19 protein-coding genes are annotated in these 18,137 nt (G+C 51.2%); 12 read left to right on the top strand and 7 right to left on the bottom strand.

The genetic code is table 11. From position 1 onward, the window contains the following. Both ACN0IC_RS13900 and ACN0IC_RS13895 read left to right on the top strand, forming a co-directional pair. A partial coding sequence (locus tag ACN0IC_RS13900; RefSeq protein ID WP_416879386.1) for a hypothetical protein occupies window positions 1-461 on the top strand: 461 nt, incomplete at its 5' end. Between the two features lie 217 nt (window positions 462-678). After that, window positions 679-1,443 (top strand): TorF family putative porin, encoded by a 765-nt coding sequence (locus tag ACN0IC_RS13895; protein WP_416879385.1) that lies wholly within the window; start codon window positions 679-681, stop codon window positions 1,441-1,443. 80 nt (window positions 1,444-1,523) lie between these two features. Here the strand turns inward: ACN0IC_RS13895 and ACN0IC_RS13890 are convergent, their stop codons facing one another. The 3 genes from ACN0IC_RS13890 to ACN0IC_RS13880 all read right to left on the bottom strand — a co-directional run bounded on the left by ACN0IC_RS13890 (window position 1,524) and on the right by ACN0IC_RS13880 (window position 4,295). Beyond that, entirely contained in the window at window positions 1,524-2,468 is a 945-nt protein-coding gene (locus ACN0IC_RS13890; RefSeq protein WP_416879384.1) for an acetyl-CoA carboxylase carboxyltransferase subunit alpha, read from the bottom strand. 95 nt (window positions 2,469-2,563) lie between these two features. Next, entirely contained in the window at window positions 2,564-4,132 is a 1,569-nt protein-coding gene (locus ACN0IC_RS13885) for a hypothetical protein (protein ID WP_416879383.1), read from the bottom strand. A gap of 22 nt (window positions 4,133-4,154) precedes the next feature. Then, on the bottom strand, window positions 4,155-4,295 hold the full coding sequence (locus tag ACN0IC_RS13880) for a hypothetical protein (RefSeq protein WP_416879382.1): 141 nt from the start codon (window positions 4,293-4,295) through the stop codon (window positions 4,155-4,157). Between the two features lie 136 nt (window positions 4,296-4,431). On the opposite strand from ACN0IC_RS13880, the gene ACN0IC_RS13875 reads away from it, so the two are divergent. From ACN0IC_RS13875 to ACN0IC_RS13865, 3 genes are read left to right on the top strand one after another with little or no spacing between them, the layout of a single operon-like run. Continuing rightward, window positions 4,432-5,007, top strand: a complete 576-nt coding sequence (locus ACN0IC_RS13875) for a shikimate kinase (protein ID WP_416879381.1) — start codon at window positions 4,432-4,434, stop codon at window positions 5,005-5,007. A gap of 12 nt (window positions 5,008-5,019) precedes the next feature. Next, window positions 5,020-6,174 (top strand): 3-dehydroquinate synthase, encoded by a 1,155-nt coding sequence (gene aroB, locus ACN0IC_RS13870; RefSeq protein ID WP_416879380.1) that lies wholly within the window; start codon window positions 5,020-5,022, stop codon window positions 6,172-6,174. Beyond that, window positions 6,175-7,476: an HlyC/CorC family transporter gene (locus ACN0IC_RS13865; protein WP_416879379.1), complete on the top strand. Its 1,302-nt coding sequence runs from the start codon at window positions 6,175-6,177 to the stop codon at window positions 7,474-7,476. A gap of 56 nt (window positions 7,477-7,532) precedes the next feature. Here ACN0IC_RS13865 and ACN0IC_RS13860 read toward each other — a convergent pair whose 3' ends face one another. Continuing rightward, window positions 7,533-8,681, bottom strand: a complete 1,149-nt coding sequence (locus tag ACN0IC_RS13860) for a PQQ-dependent sugar dehydrogenase (RefSeq protein WP_416879378.1) — start codon at window positions 8,679-8,681, stop codon at window positions 7,533-7,535. A 130-nt stretch (window positions 8,682-8,811) separates the two neighbouring features. Next, the gene (locus tag ACN0IC_RS13855) at window positions 8,812-9,090 is read right to left on the bottom strand and encodes a BolA family protein (RefSeq protein ID WP_416879377.1); all 279 of its coding nucleotides are present in this window, start codon (window positions 9,088-9,090) and stop codon (window positions 8,812-8,814) included. 40 nt (window positions 9,091-9,130) lie between these two features. Here ACN0IC_RS13855 and ACN0IC_RS13850 point away from each other — a divergent pair, with 40 nt between their 5' ends. The 4 genes from ACN0IC_RS13850 to cobT all read left to right on the top strand — a co-directional run bounded on the left by ACN0IC_RS13850 (window position 9,131) and on the right by cobT (window position 13,058). Beyond that, a complete protein-coding gene (locus ACN0IC_RS13850; RefSeq protein ID WP_416879376.1) occupies window positions 9,131-9,748 on the top strand; it encodes a J domain-containing protein in 618 nt (205 codons plus the stop codon). A 158-nt stretch (window positions 9,749-9,906) separates the two neighbouring features. Continuing rightward, window positions 9,907-10,899, top strand: a complete 993-nt coding sequence (cobS, locus tag ACN0IC_RS13845) for a cobaltochelatase subunit CobS (RefSeq protein ID WP_416879375.1) — start codon at window positions 9,907-9,909, stop codon at window positions 10,897-10,899. 35 nt (window positions 10,900-10,934) lie between these two features. Then, window positions 10,935-11,225, top strand: coding sequence for a hypothetical protein (locus tag ACN0IC_RS13840; RefSeq protein ID WP_416879374.1), 291 nt, complete (start codon window positions 10,935-10,937; stop codon window positions 11,223-11,225). 30 nt (window positions 11,226-11,255) lie between these two features. Next, window positions 11,256-13,058 carry a cobaltochelatase subunit CobT gene (cobT, locus tag ACN0IC_RS13835; protein WP_416879373.1) on the top strand — a complete coding sequence of 601 codons (1,803 nt, stop codon included), beginning with the start codon at window positions 11,256-11,258 and terminating at the stop codon, window positions 13,056-13,058. Window positions 13,059-13,064: 6 nt separating this feature from the next. Here the strand turns inward: cobT and ACN0IC_RS13830 are convergent, their stop codons facing one another. Both ACN0IC_RS13830 and ACN0IC_RS13825 read right to left on the bottom strand, forming a co-directional pair. After that, a complete protein-coding gene (locus tag ACN0IC_RS13830; RefSeq protein WP_416879372.1) occupies window positions 13,065-14,108 on the bottom strand; it encodes a cupin-like domain-containing protein in 1,044 nt (347 codons plus the stop codon). 79 nt (window positions 14,109-14,187) lie between these two features. Further along, entirely contained in the window at window positions 14,188-14,973 is a 786-nt protein-coding gene (locus ACN0IC_RS13825; protein ID WP_416879371.1) for an SDR family NAD(P)-dependent oxidoreductase, read from the bottom strand. A 329-nt stretch (window positions 14,974-15,302) separates the two neighbouring features. Between ACN0IC_RS13825 and ACN0IC_RS13820 the strand changes: the two genes are divergently transcribed. Genes ACN0IC_RS13820 through ACN0IC_RS13810 form a run of 3 tightly spaced genes read left to right on the top strand, consistent with a single transcriptional unit; the run spans window position 15,303 to window position 18,073 of the window. Beyond that, window positions 15,303-15,896, top strand: a complete 594-nt coding sequence (locus ACN0IC_RS13820) for a TetR/AcrR family transcriptional regulator (protein ID WP_416879370.1) — start codon at window positions 15,303-15,305, stop codon at window positions 15,894-15,896. A 3-nt stretch (window positions 15,897-15,899) separates the two neighbouring features. Beyond that, on the top strand, window positions 15,900-16,703 hold the full coding sequence (locus ACN0IC_RS13815) for a lysophospholipid acyltransferase family protein (protein WP_416879369.1): 804 nt from the start codon (window positions 15,900-15,902) through the stop codon (window positions 16,701-16,703). Further along, window positions 16,700-18,073: a hypothetical protein gene (locus ACN0IC_RS13810; protein ID WP_416879368.1), complete on the top strand. Its 1,374-nt coding sequence runs from the start codon at window positions 16,700-16,702 to the stop codon at window positions 18,071-18,073. The genes ACN0IC_RS13815 and ACN0IC_RS13810 overlap by 4 nt, the downstream gene beginning before the upstream one ends. Window positions 18,074-18,137 lie beyond the last annotated feature (64 nt).

Below are 18,137 nucleotides of genomic sequence, written 5' to 3'. Positions count from 1 at the left end.
TCCGGCAAGGATACCGACCCCGCGGGCAGTCCACTTTATTCAAGGACGAACGCAATAGCTCCGCACCTGATGGCGAGCAGGAAGGAACGCTTGAGCAATGCACACTTCAATATTTTCCTGTCATTCCGGGGCGCGAAGCGAACCCGGAAGGTCGAGAGGTTGTGAGCCGCCTCCAAGTCTGTCCGCAAACCCTCGACCTTGCCCCTTGTGGGTACGCAGAGCGCCCGCATCTTCGCTTCGCTACGTGCGGAATGACAAGCGAAAGCGGGAATGACGGTGTGACGGTAGAGCGCTTGGATGATGCACACCCCCGTCATTGCAAGAACCAATCGCGTCATGACACTTCATGTCGCTTGGGCTCATACCTTACAATGACGGCAATAAAAAAGGGAGTCGTCCCTCGCTTAAGGCAAAAATTACCTCTTAAGCCTCCCAAATTAGTGCAAATGCGCAACAGATGAACAATTTGTGTCGGTTGGGGTAAATTTATGCCTTTCGTCGCATTGCCGTCCATTTCCTGCTCAATCGCGCACAAAAGCGGTGCGCTTGCCGACATTCAATCCATTTCCCGTCTGGTTTCATCGCCATAACCCTCTCCCTTGCCTAGTCAGAGCCGTGTTTTTCGCACGGTATCCGTGAAGGGGTGCCTAAATTTACAGGTTTTATGAGGAGACCATAATGAAAAAATTAATTTCAATCGCAGCCTTACTCGGCGCCACGGCGCTTGCGCCTGCCGCTACGGCGCAGGATAAAGTACTCGGCTATTCCGTCGGCGTGGACCTCGTGTCCGAATATGTGTTTCGCGGCACAAGCCTGGGTCAGGAATCCATTCAGCCTTACGCCGAAGTCTCCGCCGGAAACTTCACGGCAGGAGCCTGGTTCTCGACCGGCGTCGGGGCGGACTCCGAACTTTCCGGCGATGAAGTTGATTTATATATTGGTTATAGTGTGCCTTTGGAAGGCGATGTCAGCCTTGATCTGGGCGCGACCTATTACCATTACCCGCAAGGCGGCGCGCTGTTTGAGACGGAAAATGGCGGGGCAGGTAGTTATGAAGTTTCCGCCAGCGTGGGTTTCGGCGCGGTGCCTCTCGCCCCGTCTGTGACCGCCTATTATGACTTTACGCTTGAAGCTTTCACCCTCGAAGGGTCTGCCGGATACAGCTTTCCGCTGGGCAAGACTGTGAGCTTTGATCTGGGCGGGACGATCGGTTTGGTCGAAGGCGACGGCTTTGGCTATCAATGGGGTCAGGCGTCTGCCGCGATTTCTCATGCCGTGACGGACAGCGCTTCGCTTTACATCGGCGCGAATTATGTCCTTAACTCCGATGACAATACATTGGATTTGAAAGAGTTTAACAACGCAATCGGGACGGCCCGTCGTTTGGAGACGACAGATGACAATATGGTCTTTTTCGGAACCGGTATTTCTACCAGCTTCTAGCCGGGACGAAATTCTGAGGGGGAGGCCCTGCCATTTTCGGATGGCGGGGTTTTATCCTTTTAGGGGTCACCGCATAGCTTTTAGATTAGCGAACGCCCGATATTGAGAAATTTCTCGCGGCGCTGTTTTATCAGCTCGTCGACGGAAAGCTCTGAAAGCTCGCCCAATCCCCGCATGATGGCGGCGCCCACGGTTTTGACCGCTGCGTCTGGCGTCCGGTGCGCGCCGCCGAGCGGCTCCTTGATGATCGTATCGATAATGCCCAGGCGTTTGAGATCCTGCGCTGTGATTTTCATAGCTTTGGCCGCGTCTTCTGCCTTTTTACCGTCGCGCCAGAGAATGGAGGCGCAGCCTTCGGGCGAAATGACGGAGTAAATGGAATGCTCGAGCATCATCACCCGGTCGGCCGTGGCAATCGCAACAGCACCGCCTGAGCCGCCTTCACCGGTAATGATCGACAGGAACGGGACGCGCAGGGAAAGCCCGCGGTCAATAGATCGGGCAATCGCTTCGGCTTGACCGCGTTCTTCGGCGCCGCGCCCGGGATAGGCGCCGGCCGTATCGACAAAGCTGATAACCGGAAGAGAGAACCGCTCGGCCATATCCATCAGGCGCACCGCTTTGCGGTACCCTTCCGGATTGGCCATGCCGAAATTATGATGCAGGCGGGTCTCGGTATCGTGACCCTTTTCATGCCCCATGACGACCACGGACTGCCCGCGTATTTTGCCCAATCCGCCGAGAAGGGCCTGATCATCGCCATATTTCCGGTCACCGGCCAAGGGCGTATAATCTGTGATCAAAGCGTCAATATAAGAGCTGTAATGCGGACGGCTTTCATGCCGGGCAACACGCGTTTTTTCCCAGGGGCCAAGATTTTTATAGAGTTTTTTAAGCTGCTCCTGTGCCTTGGCGCGCAGCTCTTCCAGATTCGCACTCTCCTCGCCATCACTGGCAATCAAGTCTGCGATTTTGGCCTCAATCTCGGCAAGAGGCCGCTCAAACTCCAAATAGGATTTCGCCATTTAGGGGCTCCGAAATAAATTCTAAGCGCGCCGTATAAACGGTCTGGCGCATTTCACAAGCCATCGCAGCGTAATGCCGAATAGCTGAAAGGGAGTTAAAGCGGGGCAAGAAAATCCATGGCTGCCAAACGCCCGGCATAATCGGTGAGCCCTGCTTGCTGTAAGGCGCTGACCATGAAGGCCAGCTCAGCGGCGTTGAGCTCAGGCTTATTCAGATGCGGCGCGAGCCGAAGCAAAAGCTGCGCACTGGCCGCCGCTTTGGCGTTGGCATCGATCACGGCGCGTTGCCCAGCGGTTAAGGTCGAGTCGCCGTCTTCAAACTCTGCGCCCGGCAGAACCTGAGCTGCATTTTCAGAGAGCTGCGCACCTAAAGCCAGCGCGAGGAGAGCGTCCCGTTTGGCACGTTCATTACTGGTGGATATCAATCGTTCATCAATATCACTTCCCATTTGCCCGAGGAGAAATCCATTTCCCAGAGCGTCGGCTGCGAGGGCGATACGGGATTTTTCCTGGCCTTGCGGCAAGGCATTGTAAAGGTCCTGTAATAAGCTTAAATCTCCGCGCTGAACGGCGGCGCGTGCGTAGAGCCCAAGATCGGAATTGGCGAGAACCTCTGCAGGCCAGCTTTGGATCGTGTCCGCCATAAGGGACATATAACGTTGCCGCATATTCTGATCCGGCGCGCGATCAAGTAGTTCTGCAAAAGATCTGGCAGAGGTTTCAACATCACCTCTGGCATTGGCTAAAAGGAAAAGCTGCGCCGTGCCTTGTGCCGAGGGGTCAGCAGAGGCGGAGGCAAAATCGAAACTCGGGCCCAGGACGGGGTTTTCCAAGTCAAAGGCGAGGTCGGAGAAAATCTGAGAGATTTGCTCGTCCGTTAACTGGTTGGCAAATGTATAGAGCGCGGAGAGGCGAAGGTCTGGATCGGCCTGTGGATCCATGGCTTGCGATGGGCGGGCCGCATCCAGCTTGACGGATGCCTCATCATACAGGGTTTGCGTAATTAGGTCGTTGACGTTTTTCGCTTTGGGGAGCGTCTGACCCGCGCCGCTCATGACTCTGACCAGTTCATAATAGGCGTCATTCTCATACCCGCCGGAGCGAAGTAATTCTGTTGTCAGCTCGGCGGCGGCGAATTCTTCTCTGCGCAAATGACAGAGCGTTCTGAGGCGGGACCAGAAAATATCTGCCCGGTTTTCTGTAATTGTGTCGGAAAGGTTACATGCAGCCGCCACGTCACCGCCGCGCAGAGCCAGCTCCGCGCGCACCGCCGGAGCGCGCCCTGCGGCCCCGCTTCGGTTGATAAGGGTTTTCAGCGTTTCCGAACCGGCGATTTGGCTGATCGCCTCTAGCTTGGCGGACTCATAGGCCCTCATTTCTGGCTCGGTTCCTTTTGGCGGAACGCCGGAGGAGAGCAAGACAACCCGCAAAATATCTCTGACAAAGGGGTCTTCACTATTAAGAGGCGCGCCTTCAATAAGTTCAACAGCGAGGTTTGCGGAGGTCCCTTGCCAAAGGCTCGGATCCAATCCGCCGGATTGGCTATCGAGAATGCCCGTATCGTAAGCAGTCGGGGCGTCCAGCGTGCTTTGCTCAATTGTCTGGGCAAAAGCGGAGGCGCTCAAGGCGCAAGCGGCGAGGGTTCCAAGAAGAAAATGTTTCATATGTCCAAAATTTCCCGGCAATTTATTTTTCATAGGTATCAGGAAGCTCAATGACTTTAACCTCCTGCGGGGCATTATCTGCTGACGCCTGAGCGAGAAGCCAGACAAACCCGCCTATAAAAAGGACGAGGAGGCATAAAATGGCAATAAGGGCTTTTTTCATAATGACTGTCCACTATTTGCATTAACGGTTGAGCATAACCTTATTTGTGACCATATTAAGCCTAAATTTTCAGAAAGACGCAGTGCGTCTCATATGCGTTTATTTGAGCCGTTGAATTGAGGCAAAAAGGGCCGTCATGCCAAGACAGGACAAAGTGGCGTTTAACACGCCCCATATTGCCCTCATCGGGATGATGGGGGTTGGGAAGACGACAATTGGTCGTCGACTGGCAAAACGGCTAGGACGTGATTTTTATGATTCAGATGAAGAAATAGAAATAGCGTCGGGGCGAACTGTGAGCGGATATTTCAACGACCATGGAGAGGACGCATTTCGGGCTGGCGAAAAACGGGTCATTTCCCGTCTTGTTGAAACGGGGGCGGACAACACGTCCATAGTTCTGGCAACAGGAGGCGGTGCTTTCACGCATGAATTGACGCGTGACATTTTACGGGCGCACAGCCTGACGATCTGGCTGAAAGGTGATATCGACGTCATTTTAGAGCGGGTTAAGCGAAACGACAAACGCCCGCTTTTGCAGGTCGAGGATCCGAGGGCCAAATTGGAGGAGCTCGTGGAGCAACGGGATCCTTTATACGCTATGGCCCATATCCATGTGCCGATTGCCAAGGGGCCTCATATTCGTACCGTCAACCGCGTCATTCGGGCTATTAATCGTTATCAGTCCAAAAGCCACAAACCCGCCGAGTGAGTCTTTTTACCCATGAGCCAATCAGATAAAGCCGTGCCTGCTCGTGACCCTCTTTGGGTCGACCTTGGCGCGCGAAGCTATCCCATTCATATCGGTCCGGGAGTTTTAGAACAAACAGGCAGTTTGATAGAGAGTTTTGCTCCGTCCAAACGCATTGTTATCGTGACGGATGAAACAGTTTATGGGCTTTACGGGAAAAAGCTCGAGGCCGCGCTGGCTGGATATACGACGCATATGATCGTCCGTCCGGCGGGCGAATCTCAGAAAAGTCTGGACGGTCTTGAGACTGTATTGGAAGCAATCTTTAAAGCGGGTTTGGATCGATCAGATTTATTGCTCGCTTTCGGCGGCGGGGTTATTGGTGATCTGGCCGGGTTTGCCGCAAGTATATATAAGCGCGGCCTGCCATTCGTTCAAATCCCAACAACTTTGCTCGCACAGGTGGACAGTTCCGTCGGCGGAAAAACAGCAATAAATAATCGCTTTGGAAAAAATCTTATCGGCGCTTTTTACCAACCAAAGGCCGTTATTGCGGATACGGACTTACTCTCCACCCTTCCTCTGCGAGAGCTTAAGGCCGGCTATGCGGAAGTTCTGAAATACGGATTATTGGGCGACCGAGCTTTCTTCGATTGGCTTGACGAGGAAGGGGGAGCAAAAATTTTAAATTTAGACGCCGAAGCTCTGTCAAAAGCTGTGACTATATCCTGTCAAACCAAAGCACGGATCGTGGCGGCGGATGAAAGGGAATCCGGTCAAAGGGCGCTGCTTAATCTTGGACATAGTTTTGCTCACGCCTTAGAGCTGGACGCCGGATATGACGGTGATTTGCTGCACGGCGAAGCCGTGAGCGCCGGAATGGACATGGCCTTCGTTTTTTCTGTTAACAAGGAATATTGCTTGGCAGACGAGGCCGCGAAGCTCTCTGGTCATCTGGCAAAGCTTGACATGCCGCGTATTACGACAATAGGGGAGCGCCTTACTGACCCTGGAAAGGTAACCCGATTTATGGGACAGGATAAAAAGAACGAAGATGGAAAAATTACGCTCATCCTTGCACGTGCAATTGGTGAGGCTTTTGTGCAAAAGGCTGTTTCGGATAAAGATGTCATGACTTTTTTGACGTCACTTTCTGAAGGTGAACTTTCTGAAAATGGATCGACTTAAATGAGTGCTTTATTAGAGCCGAGTAATCTTATCCTGGTAGGAATTATATTACTCCTTCTGATCTGCTCCGCCTTTTTTTCTAGTTCTGAAACCTCTCTGACCGCTGCATCACGCGTGCGGATGCATGCTGCCGAAAAAGGCGGAGATCGACGCGCAACGATGGTGACGCGTCTTTTGAATATGAGGGAGCGCTTACTGGGCGGTATCTTGCTCGGCAATAATTTGGTCAACATTCTTGCTTCTGTTCTAACCACGGCCCTCTTTACCCGGCTGTTTGGAGAAGGAGGCTTGGCCTTGGCCGGCGCGACGGTCGCCATGACCGTTCTGATTTTGATATTTGCCGAAGTCCTGCCAAAAACTTATGCAATTTCCCAACCGGATAAACTGGCTCTGATTGTCGCCCGGCCAATCACATGGACCATTAAAATATTTGCGCCGATTGTTTCGATTGTTCAGATAATCGTTAATTCTGTATTGCGTTTATTCGGCGTGGATACGGACGCTTCAGCTTGGACGGCGGCGGACGAAATTAAAGGGGCCGTGGACCTTCATCTGCAAGAAGGCGGCGTGGCGAAACGCGCTCGGGATCAAATTTACGGCGTCCTCGAAATCGGAGAGCTTTCGGTCGAGGATGTAATGATCCATCGCCGCAATATTTCGATGGTAGATATCAATCTGTCTCCGGAAATGATCATTAAGGAAGTTCTAGCAAGCGGCCACTCCCGTATTCCGCTTTTTAACAGCGACCCTGACAATGTCATCGGAATTCTCCATGCCAAGGATTTGCTTAAATCTCTGGCGCGTCTTGATGGGGACCTCAACTCTCTTAATATGAAAAAGATTTCGCGCGAAGCTTGGTTCGTTCCTGAAACCACTTCTGTCGTGAAACAGCTCCGAGCATTTCAATTCAAACAGGAACATTTCGCTCTTGTTGTTGATGAGTATGGAGCGTTGATGGGCGTGATTACGCTTGAGGACATTCTGGAAGAGATCGTCGGCGATATTCAGGACGAATATGACGAGGAAATCAAAGGCGTTGAACGCAAAAAAGACGGTTCAGTCACGGTTCGCGGCGACGTTGCTATTCGCGATTTGAACCGGGCAATGGATTGGAAATTACCGGATGATGAAGCCGTGACGATTGCCGGTCTTGTTATCCATGAAAGCCAGACAATTCCAACTGTTGGACAGGCTTTTGCCTATCATGGCTACCGGTTTGAGGTGATGGAACGGCAACGTAACCAGATTCAAACTCTGCGGGTTAGCAAAACCTATGAACCGGATCAAAGAGGCGAAAATTAATAAAGGCCCTTTCGGGCCTTTATGTACTTGCTTTGATATTTTTATTCTGAATGCTTTTATTCTGCGGCGGGCATTAACTTCATCAACCGTCCGCCTTCTTCGTCCTCCAGAACATAAATTGCGCCGTCAATTCCGGTTTCGACTTCGCGGATCCGTTTGCCCCATTCATACCGTCCTGCTTCGACGGGGCCGTCTTCGGCGTCCATGTCAACGCGAATAAGCGCTTGAGAACTTAGACCTCCAATAAACCCATCGCCTTTCCAATCAGCAAAGACATCGCCTTTATAGATTGAGAAACCGGCAGGGCTGATTGCTGGCACCCAATAAACAGAAGGGGCCTCAAAAATTGGCATTGTTTCGTGATCCGGAATTTCGACGCCGCTGTAATGGTCGCCATTGGACACCATTGGATAGCCATAATTTTCTGAGCGAACGATCTTGTTTAATTCGTCACCGTGTTTGGGGCCCATCTCATGAATCCAGAGCTGACCTTCAGCGTCAAAATCAAGACCGAGCGGATTACGGTGGCCGAGTGTCCAGATTTGTGAGGCAATACCTCCATTTTCTACGAAGGGATTATCCTCTGGAATAGAGCCGTCTCGATTAAGACGAATAATTTTACCCAAATTCATATCCATGCTTTGGGCAGGCGTAAATTTTTGGCGATCGCCGGAACTGATATAGAGATAATTGTCCGGAGAAACACCGATGCGGTGGCCATAATGACCATTCCCGGTGACTTTTGGAGATTGCGTCCAAACGCGGTTCATATCAGACAGCGTTCCGCCAGTTGGGGTGAGGGTTAAAGTTGCGCTTTGAACGACGGCGCCGGATAGGCTGTCGTCCTTGGCGTCACGTTCGACATAAGAAATATAGACTTCGCCACTCTGGTCAAAATCAGCGGGGACATAAATATCGCCAAGTCCACCTTGGCCGCGCTCTGTCACCTCTGGGCCGCCCGTGATTTCGGCCAGTTTTTTACCTTCTGCGCTCAAAAGCCAAATCGTTCCCTCCTTTTCTGTTACTAGGGATCTGCCGTCAGGCAAGGTCGCCATGGCCCAAGGCTTGTCAAACGTTTCTAAATGCGTTGCCGTTAATTTGACATCATCGCTTCCGGTAATCGTCTGAGTATCACCGATGTCAGCACAGGCTGCAGTTGATGTGCCTATCAGGGCGGCAGAAACTAGAAGGGTACGGAATGTCATAAGATACCTTTTGAAAATGAGTACAAAATTCGGATGCTAATTTTATCTACGCTCCAAAGTCTCCAATGGTTGCGAATTTATTTCTTAGCGGCCAATTATTATATATTCAGACACGATAGCTTTATTAACGTCAATCCGCTTCTATTTCAAAACTTATCGCGTGAATTTGTTCAACTGTCTCGCCGAGCGTCTCGATGACGGCGCGGTGACGGCTTAAACGGCTCATGCCCTCAAAAGTTTTGCTCTTTATCTTGACATGAAAATGACTTTCGGTGGAGCCTCCGGCCTCTTTATGCGCAGCTGCTCCGGCATGACCGGCGTGTTTTGCAGACTCATCAATGACCTCCAACTGTGTCGGAGTGTATTTTTGCGTGAGTTTTTCCTTGATTGCCGTTGCGATAATGCCCATTTTGCGCAGTCCTTAAATTGTCTGAATACGTAGTAGATATATGCCCGATAATTTCGAATACAAACCTAAAGGCATCGATATTCGTGTTGCCCGCACGAAAAAGAAGCCAAAACCGAACCAACAAGAATGTGATTGGGCAGGCTGTGTGGCCAAGGGCGGTTGTAAAGCGCCCAAGAGTCCGGACCGCCTACGTGATTATTTCAATTTTTGCCAAAAACATGCCCGCGAATATAATAAAAACTGGAATTTCTTCTCCGGTATGACAGATTCGGACATTGCAGAATGGCAGGTCGGCGCCCGCCACGGACATCGCCCGACTTGGGATGTGCAAAAGAATACGGGGGAACGGGCGTCGGCTCAAAAGAAACGTAAGGCTGGTTCCACCTCGGCAACCTCTGAAGGTTATTCGATATTTGGTGCCGGAGGCATTCCGGATCAGACCGAAGCGCCCCGTCGCCGTCTTTCAAAAATGCAGCTCAAAGCGCTCAATGATTTGGGCATGGATGAGAGCGCAACAAAAGAAGATGTTCGCAAACGCTACACACAACTTGTTAAACAACTCCACCCCGACGCCAATCAGGGCGCGCGTAACACAGAGGAGAGTTTCTCGCGCGTTGTGAAAGCGTATAAAGTCCTCAAAACCACGGACTTGGGATAGGGCAGAAATATTTGCATACCGAAGAGTATGACTAAACCCTTGTTATTTAGCGTGAAGTTGCTGACATGGGAAAAGAACATTCGTCAATTGCGGCGCTAAACCTCCTGCGTTTCCCCGAAAAATGCAGCGAGGAAAAGGATAGGACAAAGAAGAGAAGAATGACTGACACAGACGATAAATTCCCAATATTCCAACCTGATACGACGGTCTCGGCCCGAGAGGTGTTTGATGTTGATTTCGATATGGAGGTTCCGGCGTTTTCGAAACCGTCTGAATATGTCCCGGTTGTGGATGACGCCTACAGATTTGATGACCAGACAACACAGGCCATTTTGGCGGGTTTTGCGCATGACCGTCGGGTCATGGTCCAAGGGTATCACGGGACAGGCAAATCCACTCATATTGAACAGGTCGCCGCGCGCCTGAATTGGCCAATGGTTCGGATCAATCTCGACTCTCATGTTTCGCGGATTGATCTGATAGGCAAAGATGCCATCGTGTTAAAAGACGGCAAGCAAATTACGGAGTTCCGCGAAGGCCTGTTGCCGTGGGCGCTTCAAAACCCTGTTGCACTTGTTTTTGATGAATATGATGCAGGCCGTCCGGATGTGATGTTTGTGATTCAACGCGTATTGGAGGCTCAGGGCCGGCTGACTTTGCTGGACCAAAATCGGGTCATCACGCCGCATAAGGCTTTCCGGATTTTTGCCACGACCAATACGGTCGGTCTCGGCGATACGTCCGGGCTCTATCACGGAACCCAGCAAATCAATCAGGGTCAAATGGACCGTTGGTCAATTGTCTGCCAGCTTAATTATCTGGAGCATGACGAAGAAGAAGCCATTGTTCTCGCCAAGTCTCCGACATTTGATAATGCCGAAGGCCGCGACCTGATTGCTTCTATGGTGCGCGTCGCGGATATGACGCGGAACAGCTTTATTGCCGGCGATATTTCTACGGTTATGTCGCCTCGGACTGTAATGAACTGGGCTGAAAATGCCCGCATCTTTGACGGTGATATTGCGCAGGCTTTCCGCCTCACATTCCTGAATAAATGCGACGAGTTGGAACGTCCGATCATTTCCGAGTTTTATCAGAGAGCTTTTGGAGAAGATCTGCCGGAAAGTTCCGCCACGGTCATGGTCGCTTAGTGATCGTTTGTGCGAGAGGTAGAAGGTGATATCTCATGATTTTCGCCGTGATTTTGTTTTTTGTTCTTCTGGTATGGGTGTTTTTGCGCGCCAGTAAAAATCGCGGCAAAAACTTCGTTCAATCCTTTTACTTTTTATCTTGCCTTGAAGACGGAAAGACAGCGGAAGAAGCGAACGGGCTCGCGCACAATCTTCTAACCTCCGGGAGCGACCCGAAAAAGAACAAACGAGTGGCCCGTTTGGCATCAGACTACTCGCAAGAAAAATACAATGGCAGGCAGCTTCCGGTCATTCAGGAAGCCGCTTCAAAAGGCTTTATCATCTAACCAAGGAATTATGGACATCATAAATTAAAAATGACTTCCACCCCTATTGATAACTTTAAGCGCTCGCTCGCCGCCGCGACGAAAGCCCTTTCCGGAGAGCCGGAATTGGAGGTCTCCTATGGCGGGGATGTCGCGGGGATAGTGCGCGACCAGGTCATGTTGCCAAGCTTGCCGCCCAAGCCCAAATCCTTTGCGGTGGCCAAGGCCCGCGGCGAAGCGGATGGTCTGGCCTTGCGGATGGCGCTTCACGACAAAGACACGAACCGGAAAAACCAGCCTGAGAGCGGCCCGGCCCGTATGGTGTTCGAGGCGATGGAACAGGCGCGGATTGAGGCGGTCGGAACGCGGCACCTCTCTGGTTTGGGCGATAACCTTCAGGCGGCTTTGTCAGATAGGGCCAAGCGCAAGGGCTTTGATAAAATCGACATTGCAAAAGATGACACAAGCTTTGCCGAAGCGGTCGGGCTTTATGCGCGCGAAGTCCTGACAGGTCGGAAACTACCGAAATCAACTGACGGGATTATGGACGCGTGGCGGGAGGAAATTGAACAGACCGCTGGCGATTATATGGAACGGCTGCGGAGCCTGATGGGCGATCAGGAAGCGTATGGAAAGTCCGTGAATGACCTGATTGCCGATTTTCAATTAAATGATGACCGGGCCAATCCGGACGAAGAGGAAGACGATCAGGAAAAAAACTCAGAAAACGAAGAAGACTCTCCAGATCAGCCCGAAGATAGTCCATCTGAAGATGAGCCCGGCCAAACCGAAGTTTCTGACGCCGATGCGTTGGAAGATGAGTCCGCCGAGGCTCAGGATATGGTGGACGCCGAAAATATCGACGGCGAACCGGATGATGCAGAGCAGAATCCGGAAAACTCTCCGCAGCGCCCGAATATGTCCAATGCGACGCCGCCTTATACCGTTTACTCCACAACTCACGACGAGATAATAAAAGCGGAAGATCTTTGCCCGCCGGAAGAGCTGGAGCGGCTTCGCGGGTATCTCGACGGGCATATGCAGGGGCTTTCCGGCGCGATTTCGCGGCTTGCCAACCGCCTGCAACGCCGCCTGCTTGCGCAGCAACAGCGCTCATGGACATTTGATTTGGAAGAGGGCGTTTTAGATACCGCGCGCCTCACGCGGGTGATCATTGATCCGATGAGCGCGCTGACCTTCAAAGAAGAAAAAGAAACCGATTTCCGCGATACGGTCGTGACTATTCTGATAGATAATTCAGGCTCCATGCGCGGGCGGCCCATCATGGTCGCGGCTGTGACGGCTGACATTATGGCGCGAACGCTTGAGCGCTGCGGTGTAAAAGCCGAAATTTTAGGCTTTACGACTCGCGCCTGGAAAGGCGGGAAGTCATTTCAGGACTGGCTCGCAGAAGGCAAACCCGAAAAGCCCGGTCGGCTGAATGACCTGCGCCATATTGTTTACAAGAGCGCTGACATGCCGTGGCGGCGGGCGAAGAGAAACCTCGGCCTGATGATGCGCGAAGGACTGCTTAAGGAAAACATTGACGGCGAAGCCTTGGAGTGGGCCTATAAACGGCTCATGGCGCGGCCCGAGCAGCGCCGTATCATGATGGTCATTTCAGACGGAGCGCCCGTCGATGACGCCACGCAAAGTCAGAACAAATCCGGGCTGTTAGAGAATCACCTTCGCATGATGATTGACATGATTGAAAACCGCTCCGAGGTTGAGCTGGTCGCCATTGGTATCGGCCATGACGTAACGCGTTGGTACAAACGCGCTGTGACTATCATGGATGTTGAGCAGCTGGGCGGCGCTATGACTGATAAGCTTGCGGAATTATTTGACAGTTAATCAGTCTTAGTTTTCTGAAAATAGTTTCTGTAACTGCGCCCCCACAAAGTTTTTAATTGTGCTGTCGCGCTGCGGGGTGCTCTTTCCAAGTACGCCTTGTGCATGTTCGGGTAGGTGGGAGACCACGTTTTGCGCCTCTTCCTTGAAAATATAGTGATCGAATATGTGTTTCCACGCCGCGCGCTCGGCGGGCGGGAGCTCCCTCAGGATGAGCATAGATAAAGCCAGTGCTGACATGGGTGGGCCTTTATCAACGCTATTCCACCAGTAGTTGACCAATACATTAAGCGGACCAGCGGATTCGACATAATGCCACCAGAGAGCTGGGAGGTATATTGCGTCTCCAGGCTTCAAGTGCGCGACACGAGCCTCGCGCATAGCAGATTCAAATTTTGGATATGCCTCCGCATCAAAATGTTGCGGATCCACTAAGCTAACCGGTTGTCCAGCGACAGTATGTTCCAAAGGGCCTACATAAAGATTATCGATCTGGTGCGGCGGAAAAACAAGAAATTTACGAGTGCCTGCTACAGCGCAAGCTATATTTTCAGAAGTGTCATAATGCGGCGCGATTCGAGCGGAATTTCCGATCCAAACAAGTGGCGAGACTTCGTCACTGACTAAAGGCATAGGATTAGCTACCCCAAAACCGGGGAGTAAATCTGATGCAGAAGTTGCCCCTGCATAAATGGACAAAGGATCAGGAGTATTTTTTTGCTCCAGAAGTTTATCTATAGTCGCGCTAAGTGGAATCTGTCTCTTTTCAAAATTAAATCCCCGCATATCCGGGGCGTAAAAATACCGGCCTTTCACTTCCGGCGGCGCGACAAACGTCATGGCCGGTTTTTGATTGTCCATTTGTTTGAGGTAATTTCCAATCTCGTCAGGCGATTTCTGACCGGATTGAACAGCGGGCCAGTCTTTAACCAGTCCCCGGAGAATAACCGGCTTGCCGGCAGGCCGTATTGTTTCGTCAAATTGCTGCCGGGTAACATTTTCCATAATTGGAAGAGAGGAAATGTCGGTCTCGAAAATGTTCAGCTTTGCCATGGGTTTGGCTATAGGGCATGCCCCTCTTCGGTGAAAGAGGGGCGCCGATTTATTAGAATATTAATTCAGAAAAGCGGATTTAGCGCGGCGGCATCCGTGCGCCGGCGTCCGTGCGGATGTATTCTGCATTGATGTATCCATGCTCACACATGAATTCGACGACCTCAGCATATTCTTTTGGCTGGCCGAAACGAACCGGGAATTGCAAGTGGGCTTTCAAGTTCTCTTTAATTTCCGGCTTCATTTGTTCATAAATCGGCGTTTCATAAAAGCCAGGCAGGATTGTATTTACGCGAATGCCTTCGCGGGCCAGATCTCTCGCCATGGGTAGCGCCATTGAGAGGATACCGCCTTTGGAACTGGCATAGGCGACTTGTCCGATTTGGCCGTCTTGAGCCGCAACGGATGCAGTGTTGATGATAAGACCGCGTTCGCCGTCCGGCTCTGTCGGGTCGAGAGTCATCATACCGGCGGCTGATTTGGACGCGCAGAGAAAGCTGCCGATCAAGTTGATATTGATAATACGGATATAGGCTTCCACGTCATGGGGGACGATTTCGCCGGTATCGCGTTTGCGAGATACAGTTTTGATTCCGCCGCCAATACCGGCGCAATTGACCATAATGCGTTCTTGGCCATTTTCCGCGCGGATTGCTTTAAAACCAGCATCGACACTCGCATTGTCGGCCACATTGACTTTGGCGAATACACCGCCAATTTCTTTCGCGACTTTCTGTCCATCCTCTTCATTCATATCGAAAATACCGACTTTGACGCCTTTGGCGGCCAGACCGCGCGCCGTAGCTTCGCCCAGTCCGGACGCCCCGCCTGTGACGATGGCGGAAATTTTTGAAGAAAGTTTCATGGGCTTATCCTGTTATATGATTTTTAAGTCTTGCGACCCTCGTCAGAAGGGGAGGGGCCTGCCTGGAATAAATTTAAAAGATGGCTTTTCATATTTTATACCAGACGAGAATGAAAGCCCCATATCTGCATGGCAATTAAAACTTGATAGTGATTAATCACTTATAGGCCGAAAACAAATTGACATCAGCTCTATTCAATCTTAATAGCTTCAAAGTGAGCAATCACTTACAATTAAAATTGTTAGCTTGAATTAAATGTCAGCTGGCGCGCCGTTCACCTGGGAGGAAAGAAGTCAGCTGCCTAGAAGTCTAGTTGAGTTTAAAGTTTATGGAGATCAAGCCGGCGATCATAGCTGAGTCTGAGAGTGGAAAGGGCCGTATCGAACGGGCGGCCCTGTTTCTGTTTTCAGAGTCCACGATAGAAGGCGTTTCGACGAAACGGATTGCCGAGGAGGCCGGGGTTTCTGAAGGTCTTTTATATCGCCATTTTCGAAATAAAGAAGATCTGTCGCGGGCTTTGATGCTGACAATTCATAACCGGCTCACCCGGATGATAACCGATATTGATAAGCTGGATGCAACAATTGAAGAAAAGGTAAGGCGCCTCGTCATAGATTACTGTTACGTTGCCGATGCGGATTGGCCCCTTTTTAAATACCATATCCTGCATCTCCACCGATTCTCCACTTTAACAGACCGCCCCGGAAAAAGCCCGCAAGGCGCCGCGGCCATTCTCCTGCAAAAGGCGATGCGACGAGGCGAGCTGCCAAGTGAGAATTCGAACCTTCTCGCGGCTATGGCGTTGGGCGTTGTATTGCAGGCCGCTCAGGCCAAAATTCTGGGGGCTATCTCAGGCCCCCTTATGCCTCATGCCGGGCGATTAACGCGGGGTGTGTTGTCGGTATTGGGTTTGGAGGACTAGAATATGCGCTCTCTCTTTTTCAATGTTTTCTTTTACGCGATGACGGGTCTTTACGCGGTTGCCTGCGTTCTCTTTTCCCTGCTCCCGGGCCGCAAAATGATGATGATGGCGTTGCAACGCTATACACGGGTTATCCGGTGGGGAATGAAAGTGTTTGCCGGGATCACCGTTCACGTGGAAGGCCGAAGCCGCGTGCCGGAAGGTGTCTGTATAATTGCATCAAAACATCTGAGTTATGGTGACGGGCATGTCATTTTTTCCGTCGTTAATGACTTGTCTTTTGTGACCGGGGAACAGCTTCTCAAAATTCCTCTCCTGAAACGTATTCTACGAAAGATGAATGCCGTCGTGATTGACAGTTGCGGGGGGTCCGATGCCCGCCAGGAAATGGATGAGCAGGCTGAATTGATCCAGGACCAGGGACGGCGCATCCTCATTTTTCCCGAAGGCCATCTCAGCCGAATCGGAACGCATCATCGATATAAAAAAGGCGTCTGGCATCTATATGACGATTTCAAATGCCCGGTTGTGCCGGTCGCAAGTAATCTCGGCCAAAGATGGAACCAAACTGACTGGCAAAAACACCCCGGCTCTGCCACTGTCGAATTTATGGAGCCCATTGCCCCCGGTATGGAAAAGGACGCTTTCATGAAGCTTTTACAGGACCGGATAGAAACCCGTTCGAAAGAATTACTTGATTATGAGAATATGGGCGCTTTGAATCCGGCCGATGTCGGTCAGGAACGCGAAAACCCTGTGGCAAAGGCCAATCGGGAAAAACGCGAAGCGGAAGAGAAGACGGCATGACTGATGTAGCGTCCGAACCTGTACAGGCCATAAAAGAAAGCAAGTTCGGATTCATATTAAAGCGCCGGTTTGCGCCGCTTTTTGTTCTGCTTCAAACAGCGACGTTTAATGATAATGCTCTGAAAAATGCCCTGATAGCCTTGATCACATTTGGCGGAATCGCCTTTTTGTCGGACTTGCCATCCGCTATTCGGGTCCCCGTCGCAGGTCTGATCTTTACCGGACCCTTTTTGATAATTTGCGCGATTGCGGGGCAGATTGCGGATAAAGTTGATCGCGGCATGCTTCTACGTTGGGTGAAGCGGGCAGAAATTGTTATCATGCTAATCGCGGCGCTGGGGTTTTGGCTCGTGGATATTCGCATCCTCGCTGTCGCATTGGGGTTAATGGGCGCGCAATCGGGATTTTTCTCCCCGACGAAGAATGCAGTTCTTCCGCAATGGCTCACCCCAAAAGAGCTCATTCGCGGCAATGCTTTACTAAACGGGTTTGTCTTTGTCGTGGTTCTCGTTGGCCAGATCGGCGGAACGTTTCTCGTGCTAAACGGAACAATGGACGCTATTGACGTGTCTGGCACAAAACTGGCGAGTGTATTCCTTCTCGGGGTCGCTGTTGTCGGCTGGATAGCGTCAGAATTTTGCCCGAAAGCGCCGGCACCGATACCGGATCTAAAAATTAATTTTGAACCTTTCACGGCAACCTTCTCGGCTATTGGTAAAGCTTTTAAAGCCCCCGCTGTTTTACGCCCCATGCTCGGTATTGCTTGGTTTTACGGATTATCGACAGTTTTTGTCACAACATTTCCGGATTATGTGGCAAGCGTTATGAATTATAATGCCAGCGTCCTCATTATGATGCTCGTCCTCTCGACCCTATCTATTATGGCCGGGTCTATATTTGTCATGCTGTTCGGGAATTGGTCGATATGGGGCCCTGAAGCGGTTAGGTTGTCGGCTCTAGGCATCGTCGGAGTCGTCATTTTCATCGGTGCCATAGTCGTTCTACCAAGTCCCGCATTTGCAGGAGAGGGATTGGGAACAGCAGAGGATTTTCTGGCTAACTCTCAGACGCCTTTATTTCTGGGGTCTTTGATATTATCGTCAGTGTTCAACGGGATTTTTGTTGTGCCTCTACAGGCAATGGCGCAGAGGCGGGCGGACCCCGCCAATCGAGCCCGTCTTATGAGCGCGGGGGCAGTACTGCTTAATTTATTTGTCAATTTGTCCACTTTCGGCCTCATTGGTTTGGCCATTCTACGGCTCCCGCCGAAATCTCCTTTTATTATGGTGGTTGTGGGCAGTGCTATTGTGGCCGCCTATGCTATATATCGGAGTATAAAGCCTATAGAGCACCCGACCTATGGCAGTTAAATCTAACTGTTATTAACGCCGTTTTAACGTTAAATCTGCGCTAATGGGTCCAATCTTTGATCAA

This window comes from Litorimonas sp., from assembly GCA_029936425.1.
Taxonomy (GTDB): Bacteria; Pseudomonadota; Alphaproteobacteria; order Caulobacterales; family Maricaulaceae; genus Litorimonas.
The sequence above is the reverse complement of the archived record's forward strand: the minus strand, read 5'-3'. Positions and strand labels throughout refer to the sequence as shown.